Below are 21,603 nucleotides of genomic sequence, written 5' to 3'. Positions count from 1 at the left end.
CACAAGGCAACGCGGACGCGCGCTATCCGCCTCCCTGCGCCTGCGCCATCTCGAGCGCCGGCAAGGTCACCGTCAGGAAGGACGACACCTGGCCAATCAGGTCGGCGGCCTGCTGGCGCACCTGCTCCATCTGCAGCGTCGACAGCTCGGCCTGGCGCACCGCCTGCCCGATCAGGGTGCGGCGCTGCAGCAGCGCATCCAGGGTCACGTCCGAGGCGCCGGCGGCCAGCGTCGAGACGACGGCCAGTACCAGCCCGTGCAGATTCAGTTCCTTGGCCGACGCTTCCAGCTTGCGCAGGGCCACTTCGCTGTCTGCCATGAGCTGGACGAGCTGCGCGCGGCTGGCAAGCAGGGCCGGCTTGTATTCGGCGGGCGGCGCCGGCCGGCGGAACAGTTTCTCGAACATGCCCGTTGGCGCTCTGGTGCTTTCCAGCGCGGCGTCCAGCAGTGCGGGCACGCCTATCTCCGAAAACTTCAGGACCAGCTCGGTGATCGGTTGCAGCAGCGCGGCCTGCTCGTGCAGGGGCTCCTCCGCCCACTGCGTGACCAGGCCCAGCCTGACGGGCAGGATGCGCCTGAACAGGACTGCCAGGCGTCCCTCCTCCTGCTCGAACAACAAGGGATGCTCGGCCCGCGCGATGGCGAGGGCGTCGCGCACCGCCGGATGGTCTTCGCTTTCGAACAGCGCTCGGGCCGGAGCTTTTGCGGTAAGGCTCGACGATGCCGGTACCGGCGGCAGGTCGTCGAAGGACAGCGCCTTCGGCGGACCAGCAGGTGTAGCCGGTGCAGCGGCGTCACTGAAGTCGAAGGCACGCGGCACAGCTTGGGGCTGTACCGGATCAGGAGCAGGCTCTGGCTGCGCGCCGAACTCGAATGCCTTGGGTGTCATCGGTCACACGATATGCCAGGAGCGCGGCCGTCCTCAGACGGTGCCGCCCAGCTTGCGAATAAAGGTCGCCAGGTTCAGCTTGAAGCCGGCGCCGACGGCCTGGAAGCGCCATTCGCCATCACGGCGGTACAGCGAGCCGAACTGCAGCGCGGTCTTGTCCGAGTAGTCCGCGTCGAGGTCGTATTCGGCGATCACCTCGCCGGTGTCGTCGTTGTACACCTTGACGTAGGCGTCGGTGACGCGCCCGAAGGTCTGCTTGCGCGCCTCGGCTTCGTGGATGGTCACCACGATCGGCATCTCCATGACTTCCGGCTCGACCCGGGCCAGGTCGACGGTGATGACTTCGTCGTCGCCATCCTTGTCGCCCGTGCGGTTGTCGCCCGAGTGCACGACCGCGCCATCCGGCGAAGTCGTGTGGTTGTAATAGACGAAGTGGGCGTTGCTGATCATGACCGGATCGTCGTTCGCGTCTTTCCTGCACAGGAATACCGACGAGTCGAGGTCGAAGGCCTGGCCCTCGGCCGCGTTGACCTTCCAGCCGAGACCGATCCGGACGCGCTTCAAGCCCGGGGCGGTCTTTTCGAGGTTGATGCGGTGGCCGGTTTGCAGCGTCGTCGACATGGCTTGATTTTCCTTATGGTGAAAATGATAGTTAGGCCGCTGGCGCAGCCGTGGAGAACCGCGCAATCAGCTCGCGCTCCAGTTCCTGCAGTTTCGGCAGCTCGTCCTTGCGGCGCTGCTGGCCTTCGTGCGAAATCTGTTCGAGCTTGTCGAAGGCCGTCACCAGCTGCGCCTGCACGTGCTGGGCCGTTTCCAGGCTGACCAGGGAACGCTGCTTGGCGCGCGCCACCGTCTCCGTATTCTCCAGCAGCATGTCGGCCTGGGCGCGGAAGGCCGCGTCGGTGGCGTCGTAGGCGGCATTCGCCACCGCGGCGCTCTGCTTGGCTTCCAGCTGCAGCAGGTAGAGCGAGAACACGTTGCGCCAGGCGGGGATCGAGACGTTGACGATGTCGGTAAAGGTGTCCGTCAGCGCACGGGCGTTGTCCTGCGACAGGCGGATCTGCGGCACCATCTGCGTGGCCATCAACATGGCGCGTTTTAAATCGTCGATGCGCTTTTCCAGACGTTCCAGACGGCGCTTGAGTTCGGTGGCCTGCTGGGCCTCGAAGGCATTCGCCGGTGCAGCCTGCTGCGCGACCGCCTGGCGCAGCCGGTCGGCCCAGGCTTCGCCCTTCTTCACGTCGGCATCCAGGCCCTGGTAGTACATTTCCAGGCCCTTGTACATCTCGTCGAAGTCGTGGATGCGATTGCGGTGCACGTTGGCATGGCGCGTCATCTCCGACACCAGGGTGTCCATGCGCGATTCGACCACCTGGTACTGCGACAGCATCTTTTCCTTGACCGAGCCAAACATGTTCGTGACGCGCGACAGCAGGCCGCCCGAGCGCAGCTTGGCCGGGTCCAGGCCCTTCGAGGCGGCGATCAGTTCGTTCAGCTGCGCGCCGAACACGTCGGCGTCCGACGCGCGCACGGTGCCCAGCAGCTTGGCCGAGACCTTGGCCACGCCGGCGCCGGTGGAGCCGCCCAGAGATTCGATGGCCTTGTCGTCGATACCGGAGATATCGACGCGCACGACGGGTGCCGGGCTCGGATCCGACAGCGATGCCGGCAGCATGTCCGGCGAACGGGCCGGATCCACCAGCGGCGGGAAGGCGGGTGCTGGCGTGGCAACAGGCGCGGCTGGCGAGGCGGCCGCCTTCGCTTCGTCGTCGGAGGAGAACAGCGGTTTCATGGCATTCCTTCAGGTTGGAAGTGACAACATGAATAGCTTACCACCGGACAACCCGGCTGGTCAGGAGCGGCCGCCTGCCGATGGCGTTTTTGTGGTCATGGCTTCTTTTTACTACGATTTGCTTCAATGGCCCTGCGAATCAGCGCCACGAAGGCGTCGGCGTCGAGGCGCTCGCCTTCCTTCAGGTCGATCGCGCGCCGCGCATTGCCGTCCAGGCTGGCATTGAACAGGCCGGCCGGATCGCTGAGCGCCGCGCCTTTCGGGAAGGTCAGCTTCACGTGCGCTTTATAGGCTTCGCCGGTGCAGAGGATGCCGTCCTGCGACCATACCGGCACCTGCCATTTCCACTCCTCGACCACCTCGGGGTCGGCCTGCAGGATCAGGCGCCGGACCTCCTCCAGCAAGGCGCCGCGCCAGCCGCCCAGTTCGCGGATACGCCCGTCGATCAGCTCGGAGGGCGAGCTCGCCGTCGTTGGTGCGCTCATGCCTTGCTCAGCGCATCGGGTTTGTGCGCCGCTTCGGCGCCGGTCTTGTCGCTGACGACCAGGTATTCCGGATTCTCCTTGGAAGCGGCCACGTGGTGGCCCTTGATATCGGTCGGCTCCGTCAGCTTCTTCTTGACCGTGCCGGTTACCGTTCCCTGGGAAGAATGCCACTGCACCTTGTCGCCAACCTTGAATCCGTCCGTCATGTTGCGCTCCTTTGTGTGAATGAACCACCTGTCCGGCTTGACATCCATGCGCCGCGCATTACGCTGAAAGGATCGATCGGCCGTGGCATGAACGGACGCGATTGCCGCTGGACGGCCGATTTCACCGGCTATACCAGGAGGCTGACATGGATGCACAGGAAAACAAGCGGCTAATCATGGAAGGCTACCAGATGTTCCAGAAGGGCGATATCCCGCAGCTCCTGGAGAGTTACCAGGAGGACGCGCTCTGGATCGAACCCGAGGTAGACAACGTTCCCTTCTCCGGCCTACACAAAGGCAAGGCCGCGATTGCCCGATTCTTCAAGGAACTCGACGAGGCCGCGCAGGCGCTGCGCTTCGAACCGAAGGACATCATCGCCGAAGGCGACAAGGTCGTCGTCACCGGCGAAGCAACCTGGCTGGTCCGGCAAACCGGACGCACCTACGACAGTCCCTGGGTGCACGTGTTCACGATACGCGACGGTAAAGTGGTACGCTTCCAGGACTATCACGACACCGCGGCAGGCGAAAAGGCCTATCGGCCCGGCCAGCCCGGCCAGGCAACGACCGGAGCATCGCTCCATCATTGAAGCGCCTGGAAGACGCGACACGACGCCACCCCGCGGTGGCGTTTTGTTTGTTTATTTGCCGACGACCTTCAGCTGTTTGACGTCGAAGCTCGATTCACCAAAGGTTTCCTTATCGAATTCGCCGGTCAGCTCGACCACCGTATTCTGGTCGATGCTCACGCCGGCCGGAAAATACTTGGCGTCGATTTCGACCGTGATCTTGCCGCTGGCGTCGGCGAATTCATAGTCCTCGCCGCCCTTGTGGCTGAGCAACTTGCCCTGCAGGCGCGCGACCTGGTCGTCCTTGCCCTTGTCCAGTAAATCCTTGGCCGTCACCAGGGGCACACTGGTCGGCCCGGTGTAGCCGGCCGCGGCGGCAGGCTTGTTCGAGGGGTCCGTGTAGCCGGTTGGCTGGGCGATGGCGAAGGCCGAGGCGGCGAGCAGGGTCGTGATGGTGGACAGTTGAAAAATGCGGTGCATGGTCGCTCCTTGTCTGGTGAATGGATGGCCCATTACACCGGCGCGACATTAATGCGATCTTAAGAAGCGCGATCTTGAGAAGGCCAATCGAGCGTCACGCCCAGTCCACGTCCTTCCAGGCCCGGACCGAAGGTGAGCGCGATGCCGTGCAAATCCGCGATGCGCTGGACGATCGACAGGCCCAGCCCACTGCCGCCCTCCTCCTGGCCCAGCACACGGAAAAAGCGCTCGGTCAGGCGCCGGCGGCTGGTCTCGTCCACGCCGGGGCCGTCGTCGCGCACCATGATCCGGTCGCGGCCCGCATGACGGCAGGCCTCGACCTCGACCCGGCTGCCCGCCGGGCAATAGCGCAGCGCGTTATTCACCAGGTTGCGCAGTACGATGGCGAGCATCTGCGGATCCGCCCGCACGGATTCGATGTCGCAGCGCAGCGACAGGGCAATACCGCGTCGGGCCGCCTCATCGGCATGCTCGGCCTGCAATTGCGCGAACAGGGGCGCCAACTCTAGCGCCTGCCCTTCCAGCTGCTTGCGCACCAGCGGATCGAGGCGCGCCAGCATCAAGAGGCTGTCGACCAGTGCCGTCAGGCGGGCGATGTCCTGGCGTAGCTTCTGGAAGGGCGCAAGCAGGTCGGGATGCTGGCGCTGCAGCAGCTGTACGTGCATGTGCAGGCCGGCCAGCGGCGTGCGCAGTTCGTGGGCGGCATCGGCGGTGAAGCGGCGTTCGGCCTGCAGCGCCGCGTCCAGGCGCGCCAGCACCTCGTTGAGTGCCCTGGTCATCGGCAGCAGTTCGCGCGGCTGGCCGCTTGTGTCCACCTGCGCCAGGTCGTCCGGGGTCTTGGCGCCGATCGCGGCGGCGGTGCGGCGCAGCGGCTGCAACACGCGCCCGGTCAGCCACCAGCACACTAGGGCCAGCAGAACGAGAAAACCCAGCACCGGCAACCACAGCGCTTCGCCCAGTTCTTCCAGGATGTCGAGACGTTTGTCGGCCTGCTGGCCGACCTGTACCTCGAAGCGGCGCGCCTCGTCACGCACCACGAACACGCGCCAGCGCTCACCCATCGCGGCGAGGTCGACGAAACCGTGATCGTCGTCGAAAGCGGCGACGAAGGGTGCGGCGGGTGCGCCGGCGCTACGCTGGAGCACCCGGCCGTTCGCGACCACCTGGTATTGCATGTCGACCTTGCGCGCATTGCGTTCCGAGGCCGGCAGCGGTGCCAGCAGGCCACGTGCGTCGAGATCGGTGGTGGCGGCCATCAGCATGTACGCCGATTCCTCGAGCGCGTCGTCGAACACCTCTCCCGTTTCCTGCCAGGCGATCACGGTGACGGTGCCCAGGCTGCCCAGCCACAGCACCGTGCTGGCGGCCAGGATCGCGGCCAGCAGGCGCCGGCGCAGGGACCAGGGCGGCGCGCCCGCGCTAGGCATCGTCCCTCAGGCGGTAGCCGAGGCCGCGCACGGTAACGATGCTGTCGCTGCCGAATTTTTTACGCAGGTTGTGGATGTAGACCTCGATCGCATTGCTTTCGACCTCCTCGCCCCAGCCATACAGACTTTCCTCGATCTGTGCGCGGGTGACGATGCCGTTCCTGCGCAGCAGCAGTGCATGGAGCACGTGGTATTCGCGGCTGGTGAGCGCCACCTGCCGGCCGTGCAGGCTGGCTTGCCGGGACTCGGCATCGAGGGCAATGCCGGCATGGGTGAGTGCGTTACTGGCCTGGCTGGCGCCGCGCCGAACCGCGGCCCGGATGCGCGCCGACAGTTCCTCGAGCTCGAAGGGTTTCACGAGGTAGTCGTCGGCGCCCAGGTCCAGGCCCTCGACCCGGTCGGCCAGCGCATTGAAGGCGGTGATCAGGATTACCGGCACCGTATTGCCCGCCGCGCGCAAGGCGCCCAACACGGCGTCGCCGGACAGGCCGGGCAGGCCGCGGTCGAGCAGGACGCAGTCGTAATGGTGCGCCAGCAAGGCAGTCTGGGCCGAATCGCCGCGCCGCACCCAGTCCACCGCGTGCCCGTCCAGGCGCAGCCAGGCGAGGATGGTTTCACCAAGGGAGGTATCGTCTTCGACAAGCAGGATGCGCATGGAGGTTCCGGTCGGGGCGGTCAGGAACCGCCAGCGTAAGCCTGCAACATGAAGCGCATCTTAAGAGAAGAGCGCCCCCGGTGAGAAGAGCGCCCCTGGTTCACCACATCAGGTCGTCTGGAATCTTGAAGTCCGCGTACGGATCGTCTTCCTCGGACACGGCCTCGCTCTTCTTGACCCGCACCACCAATGAAGCATCGCGCTCGGCGATTTTATCGGCGATGACGCGCGGCACCAGCTCGGTGCTGTCGCCCAGGCGCACGATCACGAGGCGGCCGGCCATCAGGTGTTGCTGCACCGCGTTCGAGACGTGGATGCGCTCGATCTTGGTGCCGTGGGTGAAATTGTAGGCGACGTCGCCATTGCCTTTGCTCTGGCGATTCTTCTGCACCAGGTCCACGATCTGCGCCATGATCGCCTTTTGCTGGGCAGCGGCGTCGCGCTGGGCGTTCAGTTCGCGTGCGCGTTCGGCGTTCTTGCGCTGCAGCTCGGCAGCCGCCAGCTTCGACTCGTCGACACTTTGCGTGCCGGTGCGGCGCTCGATCTTTTGCTGCTTGCTCTTTTCCTGCTGAACTTGTTTTGCCTTGCCCTTGTTCACCAGGCCGGCTTTGAGAAATTGGTCCTGCAACGATGCCATCGTCGGCGCTCCTATAAAGATAGGCGCTAGCATAGCAAGGAGCCGCGCCCGCCACCAGCGCCGGGCGCGGTGTGCCCTGTCATCCAGTCGAGCCGGCCAGCTTGTGCGGCAGCGGCAAGCCATCCTGCACCGCCAGCGCCATCAAGGCGTCTTCCAGCACCACCCTGGCCTGTCCCGAGGCCAGTTCGAGCTGCTTGTGCAGCTGCGCATCCTGCGGATTGCGGTTGGCGCACTGGGCGCTGTAGCGCTCGAAGCTGCCGACCAGCAGCAGCAAGTCCGTCAGGTGGCGCGGGCATTCGCAGCTGAGGCGGTTGCCCGCCGCCGCGATGGCCGAGAGCGCCTCCTCGTCGAAGCGCGGCGGCGTGACGGCGACGGCGCTGGCCTCGACGGCCGGCAGGCGCTGCCCGGCCAAGGCCGAACGGCACAGCAGCGCCAGTTCGCCGAGGTCGGCCGGCACGCGCGCGACCAGGTAGCCCTGGGCACGCAAGGCGCGGATCGTGGCGCTGGAACAGAAGCGGTACAGCACGACGGTGGCGGCAACCCCGGCCGCGTCGCGCGCCGCGGCCAGCAGCGGCATGGCGCTGTCGTCCAGCTCGGACAATTCGACCACCAGTACCTGGGCGCCACTCCCATTGCCGAGCTCGCTTACCTGATCCAGCCGGGCGCAGCTGGCGCGCACGTCGAGTCCAAGCGGCTGGCGTTCGGCCGCCACGCGCCGCGCCAGGCTGGGCCCGGCCAGCATGATCGGCACGGGACCGGTACCCACGCGCGCATCGGCGGCGTTCGCGGCCAGCATCGCCTGCAGCTGCTCGCGCGCCAGCCCGGCCAGCACGCCGATCGCATGGCCCTGGTCGACCAGCTGCTTCAGCAGGCTCAGGCGCGCGACCTGCTCGGCCGAGTACAGGCGCTGGCCATGCTCGGAGCGCTCGGCATCCGACAGGCTGTAGCGGCGCTCCCAGATGCGCAGCGTTTCCACCGGCAGCCCGGCCAGGCGCGCGGCGGCGCCGCTGCGATACATGATGCGGTCTTGTTCAGTCTTTTGTGGTGAGTTCATCGTTATTGTCCCGAAGTTGTCCCGTCGACGGCATTATACGGTGCCCAGCCTTGGACACGATTGGGGTTCAATGCATGGAGGTCCTTCGTTCGTGCCAAGAGCCAACTGAATCCGGGCACGAAACGCTTCGGCATATACTTTTTCTTCACGTTTCACTCACTACGCGAGGTTCGCATGCCGCATCTGGGCCTGGTCTGCATTACCAATTCAAAAGATATTCGCTACCGCACGGTCACGCGCACGCGCCTGCATGCGCAGTCGCCGGATGCCCAAGCCAGGATTTTGGAAGACATCTATCGGGACAACCTGCAGACCTTCGACGCGGCCATGCGCTACTGCCAGCAGAATGGCATTTCGCTGTACCGCCTGCCGTCCTCGATCTTCCCCTTCGCCGACACGCCGGAGGGTCTCGCCATCCTGCAGACCCTGTCCGCAAGCCTGGCGCATTCGGGCAAGCGCGCGCTCGACGCCGGCATCCGCCTGGTGATGCACCCGGACCAGTTCGTCGTGCTCAGTTCCGATTCGCCGGAGGTCGTCGCCAACAGCATCAAGATCCTGCAGATGCACGCGGACATCATGGATTTGCTGGCACAGCCGCGCTCGCCCTGGGCGCTGCTGGAAATCCACGGCGGCAAGGCCAAGCGTGCCGATGCACTGGTGAGGTGCATCGGCACGCTACCCGACGCGATCCGTTGCCGGCTCGGCCTGGAGAACGACGAATACGCCTACAGCGCCGAGGAGATCCATGACATCTGCATGCGCAGCGGGGTACCGATGGTGTTCGATGCCCATCACCACATCGTCCACGAAGACCTGCCCAGCTACGACCACCCGAGCGTGGACGAGATGCTGCGCAAGGCCCGTGAGACCTGGGCTGAGCCTGCGCACCAGCTGGTCCACATCTCGAACGGGCGCAGCGGTTTCAACGACCGCCAGCATGCCGACCTGATCGAGACGATGCCCTCCTGTTACGCCGGTGCGCCATGGATCGAGATCGAAGCCAAGTCCAAGGAAGAGGCGATCGACGGCTTGCGGCCCTGGCTGGCATCCCTGGCCTGAATTGAGTGTATTGACAATAAGTTGTAATAAATGCACCATATTGGTGCGAAAATGTAATCATCTGTCTCAGTTTTGTCGAAAATTCTTACATTTCTTCATCAAATTTTTCGTCAAGAAAATTTTCTCCTGAGAAAACAACGACATAGTTTCCTGGCACGCTTAATGCATATCCGGTTGAGGTCGGCAGGGACACATTGCCGCGAAATTGTGGGGTAGCACCCATCGGCACTTCGGGAGCTGCCCCAACGTCTAAAACTTTGGAGGCGCATCAGATGATGAAGAAAGCACTTGTTGCATTAGCGATTTCGGGCATGACTATGTCGGCCCAAGCCGGTGCATTGTTGAATGAAGGTTTTGACGACGTAAGCGGTTTGGCCGCCAAGGGCTGGGTGCTGAACAATGCCAGCACCCCAGCCGGCACCACTGGCTGGTATCAGGGCGACCAGACGCAATTCCGTGCCCAGAACGGCGCGGCCAACAGCTACGCCGCCGCCAACTATAACAACGCTGCCGCAGGCGGGAACCTCGACAACTGGCTGATCACTCCAGAGTTCTCCACCGGTATCAATGGCGCAACCGTCTCGTTCTGGCTGCGCGCCGCCGCGGCCGAAGGCTACAGCGACCAGATCGCCTTCGGCTTCAGCGACGGCAGCAAGGCCCTGAGCGACTTCGTGCTGGCCTCGCCCGTGACCGTCGGTACTGACGGCTGGGTTCGCTACGCCGCGAACATCGGCGGTGGCCTGGGCAATGCCCGCTTTGCCCTGCAATACACCGGCGCTGCCGACTTCGCCAACTATGTCGGCATCGACCGCCTGCAAGTCGCCGAAGTGCCTGAACCAGCGACCACGGCAATCCTGCTGGCCGGCGCAATGGGCCTGGCAATGTCGCGCCGCCGCAAGCGCGGCTGATTGCGACACGGTTTTTGCAAGCCGGAGCGCAAGGCGCTCCGCATACCCCAATACCAGGAGATAGTCATGTCCCAGAAACACCAGTCCGGCCAGCGCCTGCTGTGCGCCGCCGGCATCACCCTGGCCCTGATGGGCCTCGTCACCACCGCGACCGCCCAGGAAGTGCAAAGCGATTCGCTGACCGTCGTGCGCGACGCCGAAACCGGCAAGCTGCGTAACGCCACCGCCGTGGAACATGAAGCACTGAAGGCGCAAGCCCAATCGTCGACCGCCCGCGTGCGCACCCTGCGCGCTGCGCCACAGGCCTTCCAGCAGAAATACCACAAGAGCGGCGCCCGCGGCGTGCGCCTGACCGACGAGTTCACCAACTCCGTACATGCGGTCCGCCAAGCGGACGGCAGCATCTCGACCTACGAGTCGAGCAATGCCGACCAGTCCGCACCTGCTGCCGGTCACGTCCATAACACCACCAAGGTTGAAACGGAGTAAACATGCGCACCACTCAATTTTCGCGTTCCGCCGCTCGCTCGCTGATCGCCGCCGCCTGCGCCCTGACCTGCCTGGCCGCTGAAGCCGCCACCATCAAGATCCAGAGCCGCGACCCGGCCGGCTACGGCTTCAATGACACGACCCCGGTCGCACCGGTGGGCGGCAACATGGGCACCACGCTTGGCCAGCAGCGCTACAACGTCTACCGTTACGTCGCCGATGTCTGGGAAAAGAACCTGCAGAGCGACGTCGAGATCGTCGTCTCGGCCGGCTGGGAAAACCTGACCTGCACCTCGACCTCGGCCACGCTGGGCAGCGCTTCGGCATGGAACTTGTGGCACGACTTCCCGGGCGGCGAACCAGGCACCTGGTACCCACAGGCCCTGGCCAACAAGATCGCCAAGACCAACCTGAGCGCAGGCCAGCCTGACGACGGCACCGGCTACGGCAACGTCGACATCAAGACCCAGTTCAACGCCCGCCTCGGCCAGCCTGGCTGCCTCGACGGCGCGCCGTTCTACCTGGGCCTGGACGGCAAGGCCGGCACCGCCGTGAACTTCGCCGCTACCCTGCTGCACGAACTGGGCCACGGCCTGGGCTTCTCGGTCATGAGCGTGAGCACCTCGTCGGGTAACCGCATCAACGCGGAATACACCGCCTACACCCCGGACGGCCTGCCGAGCATCTGGGAACGCTTCATGTACGACAACACGGCCAAGAAGACCTGGCTGAACATGACCCCGGCCGAGCGCAAGGCGTCGGCGATCAACCCGCTGCAACTGGCCTGGATCGGCCCGAACGCCGTCGCCGGCGCCGCCATCCTCAAGCCGCTGCCAGTGGTGAAAGCCACCAGCCCGGCCGAGACGCTGCCGACGATCACGTACAACGCATCGGCCTTCGGTCCGGCAGTGCCGAGCACCGGCAAGCTGGGCACGCTGGCGAACATCACCGCCCAGGCTGGTGAAACCGGTCCTGGCTGCGAACCGTTCAATGCCGCCAACACGGCCGCCGTCAAAGGCAAGGTCGCCCTGATCAGCCGTGGCACCTGCGGCTTCGCCGTCAAGGTGAAGAACGCGCAGAACGCCGGTGCGATCGGTGTGGTGCTGGTCAACAACGTCGCGGGCGCCATCGCTCCGGGCGGCTCCGATCCAAGCGTGACGATCCCATCGGTCGGCGTGTCGCTGGATGACGGTACCCGCCTGAAGGCAGCCGTCGAAAAAGCCAAGCCATACGGCTCGCGCACCGCGCCAGGCGCGGTCGTTGCCTCGCTGATGATCGACCAGAGCCGCAAGGCCGGCGCCGACCTGGCAGGCCGTCCGCTGCTGTACACCCCGAACCCGCTGGTGGGCGGCTCGTCGGTGTCGCACTGGGACGTCTCGGCTTCGCCGAACCTGCTGATGGAACCGAACATCAATTCGGACCTGACCCTGACCGTCACGCCGCCGCTGGACCTGACCCTGCCGCTGCTGAAGGACCTGGGCTGGTAATCGGCACTAAAAGCTGAGCTTCATCGCAACCGGGCGGGCGGCGCAAGCCACCGCCCGGTTTTTCTTTTTATTTCCCTCCCCCGCTCAAGCGCTGCGCTTGACGATCACCACATCCAGGTACTCGGACGGCACCACCAGCGAGGCCCCATCGGCCATATTGAAACGATCGAGCAGCTCGAGGATGTCATGCTCCAGCAAGGCCTGGCCATGGCCGTCGAGCGCCCCGAACGCCTTGTTCACCGGCCCATAGAAATCGCGGAACACCTGCAGCCAGTGGGCCGCCGAGGTGTAGCGGAAAGCATAATGGCGGCGCGCCGTGCGGATGTCGGCCGCCGCATCCCCGAACAGTTCGCCGATATACGCTTCCGTGCCCCACAGCAGCGGCGACATCACCCCGGCCGGCGGCGGCACGGCCTTGCCGATGACCTTGAACAACTGGCCGATGAAACTGTCCGGCGTCCAGCTCGACAGCGCGATGCGGCCGCCGTCGCGCACCACGCGCAGCAACTCGCTTGCACTGCGCCCATGGTCGGGCGCGAACATCACGCCGTAGGTCGAGATTGCCACGTCGAAGCTGCCGTCCCCGAAAGGCAGGTTTTCGGCGTCGGCCACCTGGAAGGCGATGTCCAGCCCCTCGGCGGCGGCGCGTGTCTTGCCTTTCTCGAGCAGGGCCGGCACGTAGTCGGTCGAGGTGACGCGGGCACCGTGGTGTGCTGCGGCAAGGGTTGCGTTGCCGTTGCCGGCTGCGACATCGAGAACGCTCTCGCCGGCGCGGATGTCGGCCATCTCGGCCAGCGTCTCACCGACGATCTGCAAGGTCACGCCGATGATGGCGAAGTCGCCGCTGGCCCAGGCCGCCTGCTGGCGCGCCTTGATGGCGGCATAGTCCGGCTGCGCAGCCCCGCGCCCTTGTACTGAGCCCGGCACTGCGCCCGGGACCGATTGCGTTGTTTTGTCCATGCTGTCATCCTCCCCATAACAAACCGAGAAATCGAAGAAATCGAGAGATCGAATTTTCAGTATGGTGCGTGGGCGCGCGGCGTGCTTGACCAGGCGTCGGCGCGCTTTGCCCGGCCGTCCTGACGATCATGGAAACCGACACCCTCTCCGATGTGTTGCGCTCGGTACGCCTGCGCGGCGCCGTCTTCTACCAGATCAGCTTTCCCGCGGTCTGGGCGGTGGAAGCGCCGCCGATGCGCGAGCTGGGCCGGCTGCTGTTTCCCGACGCCGAGCATGTGATGGAATACCACGTGCTGGCCAAGGGCGACGGCTGGGCCTGCGTGTCCGGCCTGGCGCCGGTGCGCCTGCGCCCGGGCGACGTCGTCATCCTGCCGCACGGCGACGGCCACGTGCTCTCGAACGACCCGGACCTGCAGCCGACCCGCATCGATCCCGGCTGGGTGGCCGCCACGCGCGACGCGCCGAAACCGATCCCGATCGTGTTTCATTCCCAGTACGAATTCTCCTGGGGCGAAGCGGCCAGTCCGGGCGCCACCGAACTGGTCTGCGGTTTCCTGTCCTGCGACCGCCACCCCTTCAATCCCCTGCTCGACGCCCTGCCGCGCCTGCTGCATCTGCCGGCCTCCAGCAGCGCCGCCGCGCACGCCGAACTGGGGCAACTGGCCCTGCGCGCCGACCGCGGCCAGCCGGGCGCGGCCGCCCTGCTCGAGCGCGCCAGCGAAACCATGTTCATCGACGCCCTGCGCCGTTACCTGGAATGCCTACCGGCCGGCAGCACCGGCTGGCTGGCCGGCCTGCGCGACCGGCAAGTCGGACGCGCACTGGCGCTGATCCACCGCTCCCCCGCCCGGCCCTGGACCATCGACGACCTGGCGCGCGCCGCCGGCCTGTCGAGATCAAGCTTCTGCGCGCGCTTCCTGCGCCTGCTCGGCCAGCCGCCGATGCAATACCTGGCGCGCTGGCGCATGGAAGCGGCCGCCGGCCTGTTGCGCGGCGGACGCGCCCCGGTCGCCTCGGTGGCGCTGGAAGTCGGCTACGAATCGGAAGCGGCCTTCGCCCGCGCCTTCAAACGCGAAACCGGCACCTCGCCGGCGCGCTGGCGGCGCATGCAGCATGCTGGCTGAGCGGCGTGCATTCTGAAAAGTTATGGACGAGCCGCCACTTCGTGTTAGAATTCTCCGCCTTGGCCTGGTAGCTCAGTTGGTAGAGCAGAGGATTGAAAATCCTTGTGTCGGTGGTTCGATTCCGCCCCGGGCCACCAAGAATTCAGTAGTACAAACAAAAACGCCGACCTTCGCAGGTCGGCGTTTTTGTTTTCTGGTGCGCCAGGAAAGACAGGGGTCGTGATACTTTAAAACGATGGGTACGGTCGATCGATATGGTTGGCTGCGGTTGCCGTACGACGATGCCAATCGCAATGCTCTTTGGAGTACGCATGTCAAAACAAGCAGGCACCGATGACGAGGACGCAGCCAGGCAGCAGACGGTCGCGGAGTTCAAGCAGGCGGTGAACATGACGCCAGCCCAACTGGAGAAATGGCTCGACACCGACGATTCCAAGCGGGTCGGCCAGAAGCACGGCAATGCCGAATCGACCGGGCACCAGTCCGGACGCCGCATCGTCGAACTGTTGCACCGGCATGTTCAGGACCTGAGTGCGGCTGACATCGCGCACATGCGCAAGGTGGTCGGGTACATCCACCGACACCTGGCACAGGGGCCTACCCGGAGCGATCCGGCATCGAGCGATTGGCGCTATTCATTGATGAACTGGGGCCACGATCCAGAGAAGAAATGAGCCTGCCGGCATCGAGGATGACCGTGCCGGGCTGGGGGACCATCAGGAATTGCGCAGTACAAACAAAAACGCCGACCTTCGCAGACCGGCGTTTTTGTCTTCAGCTCGCTTCAATGCCCTGCTCGGGCAGCATCGAGCCGGTAGCACCGTAGCGCACATGCCAGGCCAAGGCCTGCTCCAGCACGTGCGGCGTATGGCCGCCACGCCGGTTCGCCTCGGCCACATACTCGCGCAGCATCTGGCGGTAGGGTTCGGCCACGCAGTTCTCGATGATGACCTGTGCGCGTTCGCGCGGCGCCAGGCCGCGCAGGTCGGCCAGGCCGATTTCGGTGACGATGATATCGACGTCGTGCTCGTTGTGGTCGACGTGCGACACCATCGGCACGATGCTGGAAATCTTGCCGCCCTTGGCGACCGACTTGGTGGCGAACACGGCCAGGTAGGCATTGCGCGCGAAATCCCCCGAGCCGCCGATGCCGTTCATCATGTGCGTGCCGCCCACGTGGGTCGAATTGACGTTGCCGTAGATGTCGGCCTCGAGCGCGGTGTTGATCGCGATGATGCCGAGCCGGCGCACCACCTCGGGATGATTGCTCACTTCCTGCGGCCGCAGCACCAGGCGGTCCTTGTAGCGGCCGATGTCGCCGAACACCTGCGCACCCTTGGCCGCCGACAGCGTGATCGACGAGCCGGAGGCGAAATCGAGCTTGCCGGCATCGAACAAATCAAACGTCGAATCCTGCAGCACCTCGGAATACATGCTCAGGTGCTGGAACGGACTGTCGATGAAGCCCATCATCACGGCGTTGGCGATGGTGCCGATCCCGGCCTGGATCGGCAGCAGGCGCTCGGTCAGCCGCCCCAGCGCGACTTCGCGCTCGAAAAAGGCCACCAGGTGGGCGGCGATCGCCGCCGTGTCCCCATCGGCCGGCAGGATGGTCGACGCACTGTCGCTGCGTTCGGTGATGACGATGGCGGCGATCTTTTCCGGCGGGATCATGATGGCGCTGGTGCCGATGCGGTCGCGCGGTGTCATCAAGGGAATCGGCTCGCGCTGCGGACGGTGTTTCGGAATGAAGATGTCGTGCAGTCCTTCCAGCGCCGGCGACTGCGCCAGGTTGATCTCGACGATCACCTTGTCGGCCAGGATCGCGAAGCTGGCGCTGTTGCCGACCGAGGTGGTCGGGACGATGGCGCCGCTGTCGAGGATGGCGACGGCTTCGACGATGGCGACATCGATCGGGGCGATCTGGCCCGTACGCAGCAGTTCGACGGTTTCGGACAGGTGCTGGTCCATGAACATCACCTCGCCGCGGTTGATCGCCGCGCGCAGCGTGGCATCGGACTGGAAAGGCATGCGGCGCGCCAGGACGCCGGCTTCCGTCAGGACCTTGTCGACGTCGCTGCCAAGCGAGGCGCCGGTCATCAGGGTGATCTGCAGCGGATCATGGCGCGCCCGTTCGGCCAGCGCCAGCGGCACCGCCTTGGCGTCACCGGCCCGCGTGAACCCGCTCATGCCGACCGTCATGCCGTCTTCGATCAGCGCCGCCGCAGCGGCGGCACTCTTGATACGCTCGCGCAAGAGCGGATGGCGGATGCGCTCCTGGTACTCGTCATGCATGGTCAATCCTGTATCCTTCGTGTCAAAGTGGAACGGCAGTCATGCGTAGTTCACTAGCATGTGAGTGATTAAATCACTCGCATATGAGTAAGTCAAGGCGTGTCTGTACGCCCTGCGTCCGCTTTTTTGTTCCGATTCATTACGACCACTATCAGGAGTCACCGTGGCCAAGCGCTTCACCCACCGCAACTTGCCACAGCAGCTGTTGAATGCGCGCGACGCGCTGATGGGGCATTTCCGTCCCATCCTCAACCACTATGGCCTGACGGAGCAGCAGTGGCGCATCCTGCGCGCGCTCGACGAGCACGCGCAACTCGAGCCGCGCGAGCTGTGCGCGCTCTGCCAGATCCTCAGCAGCAGCATGGCCGGCATCCTGGCGCGCATGGAGGAAATCGGCCTGCTCCAGCGTGTCCGCCACGAAGCCGACCAGCGCCGCGTGCTGGTCAGCCTTGCGCCGAAGGGGGATGCGCTGATCGACGACATGGCGCCGCTGATCGAAATGCAGTACCGCTACCTCGAGCAGGCATTCGGCAAGCATGCGCTGGAGTCGCTGTCGGCCGCGCTCGAAGGCTTCATCGCCGCCCAGGCCAAGCCGGTACAGCGGGTGGCATTGCCGCCAGCGACAGTACCCGCCCCCGATGGCGTGCAGGCGCCTTCAGGGTCCCGGATGGGTATTGTCGGGTAAAGACGGGATCGCACGCAGGTATTCATACATGGCGGTCAGCTCCAGCTCGGTCTTCTTGCCATAGACCGGCCAGGGCATGACCTGCACGATGGTGCCGGGCGGATCCTTGGGATTGTGCCCGGTGCGCATCATCTGGATGAACTCCCGGCGCGTCAGCCCCGCGGGCCGGCCCGCATTGTCGGGGGTGATATTGGCCGACGTAATCGTCGGCCCGAACTGGCGGCCGCCGGACAGGTACTCTTCGGCATTGAGCCGTTCCGGCTCGCCCTTGAACGGGTCACCCCCTGGCGAATAGGTTGGATGACTGTGGCAGTCGACGCAGCCGCTCGTGTTGACGACGTAGCTGCCCAGCCCGACCAGCTGGCGATCCTTGTCTGCCAGATTCAGCACGACACCGGCCGGAACGATGGCATAGCCACGCTTGACGGGATTCTCGCTGTCGAGAAAATCCCGCAAGAAATTGGCTGCCGAGACCGACACTGCCGCCGATCCAATCAGCGCCGCAACGAGCCAGACGCGACGGCTTCTTCTCCAAGGCTTATTCATGTTCTTTCCCCCAACTGGACAATCGCCCGGCAAGCGCGATCGCACGGGCGCTTACTCAGTCTAGTCGCGGCGACTGGCATCGCCGGCGCTTTGGGCAGACGTTTGAGGTTTCTCAATCAAGGGGGCTGCTGCGGTCCCCGCCCACGAAACTTGGCGCCCTAACCTATACTCCAAGCTCGATGTTCGCATGACCGCCACGGCGGCGATGCGGGAGGGAAGCATCATGAGACCGCGATTCGTATTGCTTGGCGCTGCCACCGCGGCAGCCTCCGTCCTGCTTGCCGCGTCGTCCCCGCAGGCCGGGCGCGTAACCAAGCCTGTCGCCTTCGACCCGCTGTTCGCCCCTGGCGCCGCCTGCGCACCGCCATGGGCGGGCCGGCCCCCGCTGCTCGACAAGCTGGTGCTGGCGCAAGCGGAAACCCGGCCATTCCAGCCGGGCCAGCAGCCGCCCGGCAAGGCACCGCCGGCCGAGCCCGGGCCGCCGCCACTGTATGAGGACCTCGGCACCCTGCACGTGCCGATCACGACCAGGAACCCCAGGGCGCAAGCCTACTTCGACCAGGGCATGCGGCTCACGTTTGCGTTCAACCACGCCGAGGCGGCGCGCGCGTTCCGTGCCGCGCAGGCACTCGATCCCAGCTGCGCCATGTGCTACTGGGGCGAAGCGCTGGTGCTGGGTCCCAACATCAACGCGCCGATGTTTCCCGAGGCGGTGGCACCGGCCGTCCAGGCCGCCTCCACCGCGATGCGCCTGGCGCAAAAGGCCACGCCTGCCGAGCAGGCCCTCATCAAGGCCGTCGCGCGCCGCTACAGCGCCGATCCACGCATGGAGCGGGCCGCGCTCGACAAGGCCTTTGCCGACGCCATGACCGAGGCGGCGCGTGTCTTTCCCAACAACGACACCATCCAGGTGCTGTTCGCCGAAGCGCTGATGGACCTGGCGCCCTGGGATTACTGGGCCGCCGCCGGCACCCAGCCCAAGCACCGCACGGCCGACATGGTCGATGCGCTCGAACGCGTCCTCGAGCGCAACCCCAGCCATCCCGGCGCCGCGCACTATTACATCCACACCATGGAAGCCTCGTCCCAGCCCGACAAGGCGCTACCTGCCGCGCGCGTGCTGGCGCGCCAGATTCCCGGGGCCGGGCATATCGTCCACATGCCTTCCCACATCTATTACCGGCTCGGCATGTACCGGGAAGCGCTGCAGTCGAATGTGGAAGCGGTCGCCATCGACGAGCAGTATTTCTCCGCCTCTGCCAGCGATCCCATTTACCGCGGCGCCTATTACCCGCACAACATCCACTTCGTGATGGTGTCCGCGCTGATGGGAGGAGACGGCAAGACGGCCCTCGATGCGGCCGCCAAGCTCGACAGGGCGGTCGGCACCGATGCCGTCAAGGCCGTCGGCGCCCTGCAACCGGTGAAGTCGGCGCCCTATTTCGCCCACGTCCAGTTCAGCAGCCCGGACGTGCTGGTGTCCCTGCCCGATCCCGGCTCCGACTTCGTGCTGGTCAAGGCGATGTGGCACTACGCGCGTGCCATCGGCTACGTGCGCAAGGGCGCCCTGGAGGCTGCGAGCCGCGAAGTAGCCGCCATCGACCGCATCGAGCGCAGCGCCGATTTCAAGCCCCTCAGCGACTGGGCCATACCGGGACGCGAGATCGTCCGGACCGCCAGGGCGGTGGCGCGCGGCCGCATCGCCGACCTGCAGGGCAAACTACCGGACGCCATCGCCGCCTACAGCGAAGCCGTGGCGATCCAGGATGCCCTGCCCTACATGGAACCGCCTTACTGGTATTACCCGGTACGCCAGTCGCTCGGCGTGGCACTGCTGCGCGCCGGCCAGCTGGGCGAGGCCGAGCAGGTCTTCCGCACCTCGCTGGCACGTACCCCGAGCAATGGCTGGGCACTGCGCGGACTGATGGAGGTGTACCGCGTCCGTGGCGATACCGCCGCGCTGGCCGCTGCCCGGCAGCGCTTTGCGAACACCTGGCTGGGCCAGCCGGACGGACCGGCCCTGTCTTCGCTGTAGCCTTTAATCCTTCTTTTCCCTGAATTCGCCGTCGATCACCATATCGTCGGTGCTTTTTGGGGGACGGGGTTGGCCAGCGAACTTGAAGACAGAGCCTATCGTTCGATCGAAAACCGTTCGCCTCAACCAGGGATAGCCAAGAAGGAAAGCCGTCGCGAAACCTGTGAATGCCGCGGGCACGTAGTCGCCTTGCACCAGAAAGTGCAGCAAGCAGAGCGCGAGCAAGCCCACGATGAGCGGCCGGCGGACAGGTTTTGGTAACAGACCGACGATGCGCAGCTTACCGTTGCTAAGCTTAGGAAATCTTGCAAGAAGAACGCCAAGAAGCAGCCCTGCCACGAACCGGCTTGTACCGAGATAATCGGCCAGGACCCCGATGACAAGGTAACCGGTGTAGGTCATCGTGCTGGCCAAAGCCGCCAGCACCAATAACACTGCCGCGATCGCCAACTTGGGCCGGCCTAGCGCCGCGCTGATAATAAACCGTAGGATTTGTGTACTCCTGTTAATCGACATTGACAAGCCATCGCAAATTTTAACAGTACCTTCCGTGCCGGGCTGTTCGATCATCAGCGGCAAGCCCTGGCGCGAGCGATATGCCCATGTCGGCGTGCGGCCGCCCTGTCGGAAAATTTGACGACTCATCCATATATAAACTTAACTTTTCGTTAAAATTCAAGCAGCTAGCATAATTGGTACAGGATTTGCTCAGCGCCTCCCTGCGGCTGTCATGTCGACGGTCGATCACAACTAGGGGGAACTATGGCTACGCAACGCTTTACCGCACTCCTGCATCGCGCACTTCCCGTTCTGAGCTTGTTGATGAGCGCCGGCGCGGCACATGCCGCGCCGGTCTACTGGACCGACTGGACCGGCACCGACTCCGATCCAGGTCCCGGCTTTATCGGCCAGGGCACCATCACCACTTCGACCTCGACCGTCGGCGTCACGTACACCAATGCCGCCGGCGTCGGCTTCTACCAGTCCAGTGGCGGGACGGACTATTGGATTCCGCGTACGCCCGTAGGGAACTCGCCCTACACCAGCGCCCAGGTCGACAATCCGCCACCCGACAGCGACATCATCGCCCTCCAGTTCGCAGGCAACCAGACCCTGACGTTCTCGCAGGCGATCGTCAATCCGGTATTCGCTTTTGTCAGCCTGAACGGCAACGGTTACGCCTTCCTCAACCAGGACTTCGACATCCTCAGTTTCGGCGCCGGCCTCGGGCAACCCGCACCCGGCAACAATAGCTGCGGCTATTGGGGTTGTGGCGGCGTGACCAAGGAAGTGGTCGATCTGGGCAACGGCAACATCGAATATCGGCTGATCGGTACAGGCGAACCGCACGGCTCCATTCGCTTTACCGGTACATTCGACACGCTGACCTGGCGCAGTCTCACCAACGAGTTCTGGAATGGTTTCACCGTGGGGGTGCAGGGAACGGCCGACGAGGAACCACCGCCACCGACCGAGGTGCCGCTACCGGCTACCTGGCTGCTGTTCGCCGTCGGCAGCGCGGGCATGATGGCGGTGCGGCGCGCGCGCAAGACGCCCCGGTAGCGCAAGGGTGGCAGAGCAGAAGCGCCGACCATCCCGGTTGGCGTTTCTGCCGGCGAGCCGGCCTCCAGGAAGATGGCGCTACAATCGTCCAATGAAGATGCGCAAGAAATCCGAGCTCCCCACCAAAACTTGCGCCCACTGCGCCCTGCCCTTCAGCTGGCGCAAGAAGTGGGAGCGCGACTGGGAGCAGGTGAAATACTGTTCCGAACGCTGCCGGCGCGCCGCCAAACCGGATGACAAGCCTGACGCCTGAAGCCG

26 protein-coding genes and 1 tRNA gene are annotated in these 21,603 nt (G+C 65.0%); 12 read left to right on the top strand and 15 right to left on the bottom strand.

The features are described 5' to 3' along the window. Positions 1 to 22 precede the first annotated feature (22 nt). From C2862_RS10765 to C2862_RS10745, 5 genes are all read right to left on the bottom strand, one after another. A complete protein-coding gene (locus C2862_RS10765) occupies positions 23 to 889 on the bottom strand; it encodes a hypothetical protein (RefSeq protein WP_136220113.1) in 867 nt (288 codons plus the stop codon). Between the two features lie 33 nt (positions 890 to 922). Beyond that, positions 923 to 1,510, bottom strand: a complete 588-nt coding sequence (locus tag C2862_RS10760) for a TerD family protein (protein WP_136220112.1) — start codon at positions 1,508 to 1,510, stop codon at positions 923 to 925. A gap of 31 nt (positions 1,511 to 1,541) precedes the next feature. Further along, complete coding sequence (locus tag C2862_RS10755; protein WP_136220111.1) at positions 1,542 to 2,681, bottom strand: toxic anion resistance protein; 1,140 nt, start codon at positions 2,679 to 2,681, stop codon at positions 1,542 to 1,544. 95 nt (positions 2,682 to 2,776) lie between these two features. Continuing rightward, positions 2,777 to 3,166: a DUF1801 domain-containing protein gene (locus tag C2862_RS10750; protein WP_136220110.1), complete on the bottom strand. Its 390-nt coding sequence runs from the start codon at positions 3,164 to 3,166 to the stop codon at positions 2,777 to 2,779. Then, positions 3,163 to 3,372: a DUF2945 domain-containing protein gene (locus C2862_RS10745; protein WP_136220109.1), complete on the bottom strand. Its 210-nt coding sequence runs from the start codon at positions 3,370 to 3,372 to the stop codon at positions 3,163 to 3,165. Before C2862_RS10745 ends, C2862_RS10750 begins: the two co-directional genes overlap by 4 nt. Positions 3,373 to 3,518: 146 nt before the next feature. Between C2862_RS10745 and C2862_RS10740 the strand changes: the two genes are divergently transcribed. Continuing rightward, the gene (locus tag C2862_RS10740) at positions 3,519 to 3,962 is read left to right on the top strand and encodes a nuclear transport factor 2 family protein (protein WP_136220108.1); all 444 of its coding nucleotides are present in this window, start codon (positions 3,519 to 3,521) and stop codon (positions 3,960 to 3,962) included. 51 nt (positions 3,963 to 4,013) lie between these two features. Here C2862_RS10740 and C2862_RS10735 read toward each other — a convergent pair whose 3' ends face one another. From C2862_RS10735 to C2862_RS10715, 5 genes are all read right to left on the bottom strand, one after another. Next, the gene (locus tag C2862_RS10735; RefSeq protein ID WP_136220107.1) at positions 4,014 to 4,421 is read right to left on the bottom strand and encodes a YgiW/YdeI family stress tolerance OB fold protein; all 408 of its coding nucleotides are present in this window, start codon (positions 4,419 to 4,421) and stop codon (positions 4,014 to 4,016) included. Between the two features lie 59 nt (positions 4,422 to 4,480). Continuing rightward, on the bottom strand, positions 4,481 to 5,848 hold the full coding sequence (locus C2862_RS10730) for an ATP-binding protein (protein WP_136220106.1): 1,368 nt from the start codon (positions 5,846 to 5,848) through the stop codon (positions 4,481 to 4,483). Continuing rightward, positions 5,841 to 6,503 carry a response regulator transcription factor gene (locus C2862_RS10725; protein WP_136220105.1) on the bottom strand — a complete coding sequence of 221 codons (663 nt, stop codon included), beginning with the start codon at positions 6,501 to 6,503 and terminating at the stop codon, positions 5,841 to 5,843. Before C2862_RS10725 ends, C2862_RS10730 begins: the two co-directional genes overlap by 8 nt. Before the next feature lie 100 nt (positions 6,504 to 6,603). Further along, entirely contained in the window at positions 6,604 to 7,140 is a 537-nt protein-coding gene (locus C2862_RS10720) for a DUF2058 domain-containing protein (RefSeq protein ID WP_136220104.1), read from the bottom strand. A gap of 79 nt (positions 7,141 to 7,219) precedes the next feature. Further along, a complete protein-coding gene (locus C2862_RS10715; protein WP_229467376.1) occupies positions 7,220 to 8,194 on the bottom strand; it encodes a MerR family transcriptional regulator in 975 nt (324 codons plus the stop codon). 174 nt (positions 8,195 to 8,368) lie between these two features. Between C2862_RS10715 and uvsE the strand changes: the two genes are divergently transcribed. Then, the gene (gene uvsE / locus C2862_RS10710; protein WP_136220103.1) at positions 8,369 to 9,253 is read left to right on the top strand and encodes a UV DNA damage repair endonuclease UvsE; all 885 of its coding nucleotides are present in this window, start codon (positions 8,369 to 8,371) and stop codon (positions 9,251 to 9,253) included. 85 nt (positions 9,254 to 9,338) lie between these two features. Here uvsE and C2862_RS25235 read toward each other — a convergent pair whose 3' ends face one another. Next, positions 9,339 to 9,476 (bottom strand): hypothetical protein, encoded by a 138-nt coding sequence (locus tag C2862_RS25235; RefSeq protein ID WP_168710042.1) that lies wholly within the window; start codon positions 9,474 to 9,476, stop codon positions 9,339 to 9,341. An 88-nt stretch (positions 9,477 to 9,564) separates the two neighbouring features. On the opposite strand from C2862_RS25235, the gene C2862_RS10705 reads away from it, so the two are divergent. The 3 genes from C2862_RS10705 (at position 9,565) to C2862_RS10695 (ending at position 12,137) form a co-directional block, all read left to right on the top strand. Next, on the top strand, positions 9,565 to 10,161 hold the full coding sequence (locus C2862_RS10705) for a choice-of-anchor J family PEP-CTERM protein (RefSeq protein WP_168710041.1): 597 nt from the start codon (positions 9,565 to 9,567) through the stop codon (positions 10,159 to 10,161). Between the two features lie 66 nt (positions 10,162 to 10,227). Then, the gene (locus C2862_RS10700) at positions 10,228 to 10,650 is read left to right on the top strand and encodes a post-PEP-CTERM-1 domain-containing protein (protein ID WP_136220101.1); all 423 of its coding nucleotides are present in this window, start codon (positions 10,228 to 10,230) and stop codon (positions 10,648 to 10,650) included. Positions 10,651 to 10,652: 2 nt separating this feature from the next. Next, positions 10,653 to 12,137, top strand: coding sequence for a PA domain-containing protein (locus C2862_RS10695; RefSeq protein WP_136220100.1), 1,485 nt, complete (start codon positions 10,653 to 10,655; stop codon positions 12,135 to 12,137). An 84-nt stretch (positions 12,138 to 12,221) separates the two neighbouring features. Here C2862_RS10695 and C2862_RS10690 read toward each other — a convergent pair whose 3' ends face one another. Beyond that, positions 12,222 to 13,097 carry a class I SAM-dependent methyltransferase gene (locus C2862_RS10690; protein WP_136220099.1) on the bottom strand — a complete coding sequence of 292 codons (876 nt, stop codon included), beginning with the start codon at positions 13,095 to 13,097 and terminating at the stop codon, positions 12,222 to 12,224. Between the two features lie 128 nt (positions 13,098 to 13,225). Between C2862_RS10690 and C2862_RS10685 the strand changes: the two genes are divergently transcribed. The 3 genes from C2862_RS10685 to C2862_RS10675 all read left to right on the top strand — a co-directional run bounded on the left by C2862_RS10685 (position 13,226) and on the right by C2862_RS10675 (position 14,895). Further along, a complete protein-coding gene (locus C2862_RS10685) occupies positions 13,226 to 14,221 on the top strand; it encodes an AraC family transcriptional regulator (protein ID WP_136220098.1) in 996 nt (331 codons plus the stop codon). A gap of 61 nt (positions 14,222 to 14,282) precedes the next feature. Then, a tRNA-Phe gene (locus tag C2862_RS10680) sits at positions 14,283 to 14,358 on the top strand. A gap of 174 nt (positions 14,359 to 14,532) precedes the next feature. Further along, complete coding sequence (locus C2862_RS10675) at positions 14,533 to 14,895, top strand: DUF3140 domain-containing protein (RefSeq protein ID WP_136220097.1); 363 nt, start codon at positions 14,533 to 14,535, stop codon at positions 14,893 to 14,895. 100 nt (positions 14,896 to 14,995) lie between these two features. On the opposite strand, the gene C2862_RS10670 is transcribed toward C2862_RS10675, so the two are convergent. Continuing rightward, positions 14,996 to 16,516, bottom strand: a complete 1,521-nt coding sequence (locus C2862_RS10670) for an acetyl-CoA hydrolase/transferase family protein (RefSeq protein ID WP_136220096.1) — start codon at positions 16,514 to 16,516, stop codon at positions 14,996 to 14,998. 163 nt (positions 16,517 to 16,679) lie between these two features. On the opposite strand from C2862_RS10670, the gene hpaR reads away from it, so the two are divergent. After that, the gene (gene hpaR, locus C2862_RS10665; protein WP_136220095.1) at positions 16,680 to 17,201 is read left to right on the top strand and encodes a homoprotocatechuate degradation operon regulator HpaR; all 522 of its coding nucleotides are present in this window, start codon (positions 16,680 to 16,682) and stop codon (positions 17,199 to 17,201) included. Here the strand turns inward: hpaR and C2862_RS10660 are convergent. Next, a complete protein-coding gene (locus tag C2862_RS10660) occupies positions 17,172 to 17,747 on the bottom strand; it encodes a cytochrome C (protein WP_136220094.1) in 576 nt (191 codons plus the stop codon). The genes hpaR and C2862_RS10660 overlap by 30 nt on opposite strands. A 223-nt stretch (positions 17,748 to 17,970) precedes the next feature. Here C2862_RS10660 and C2862_RS10655 point away from each other — a divergent pair, with 223 nt between their 5' ends. Further along, positions 17,971 to 19,782, top strand: a complete 1,812-nt coding sequence (locus tag C2862_RS10655) for a hypothetical protein (RefSeq protein WP_229467375.1) — start codon at positions 17,971 to 17,973, stop codon at positions 19,780 to 19,782. A 3-nt stretch (positions 19,783 to 19,785) separates the two neighbouring features. Here the strand turns inward: C2862_RS10655 and C2862_RS10650 are convergent, their stop codons facing one another. Beyond that, positions 19,786 to 20,427, bottom strand: coding sequence for a hypothetical protein (locus C2862_RS10650; RefSeq protein ID WP_136220093.1), 642 nt, complete (start codon positions 20,425 to 20,427; stop codon positions 19,786 to 19,788). Between the two features lie 117 nt (positions 20,428 to 20,544). Between C2862_RS10650 and C2862_RS10645 the strand changes: the two genes are divergently transcribed. Both C2862_RS10645 and C2862_RS10640 read left to right on the top strand, forming a co-directional pair. Beyond that, complete coding sequence (locus C2862_RS10645; RefSeq protein ID WP_136220092.1) at positions 20,545 to 21,345, top strand: PEP-CTERM sorting domain-containing protein; 801 nt, start codon at positions 20,545 to 20,547, stop codon at positions 21,343 to 21,345. A 91-nt stretch (positions 21,346 to 21,436) separates the two neighbouring features. After that, the gene (locus tag C2862_RS10640; RefSeq protein WP_136220091.1) at positions 21,437 to 21,598 is read left to right on the top strand and encodes a DUF2256 domain-containing protein; all 162 of its coding nucleotides are present in this window, start codon (positions 21,437 to 21,439) and stop codon (positions 21,596 to 21,598) included. Positions 21,599 to 21,603 lie beyond the last annotated feature (5 nt).

This window comes from Massilia sp. Mn16-1_5, assembly GCF_004798585.1.
Classification (GTDB): Bacteria; Pseudomonadota; Gammaproteobacteria; order Burkholderiales; family Burkholderiaceae_D; genus Telluria.
This window is presented reverse-complemented; position numbering and strand designations above follow the sequence as displayed.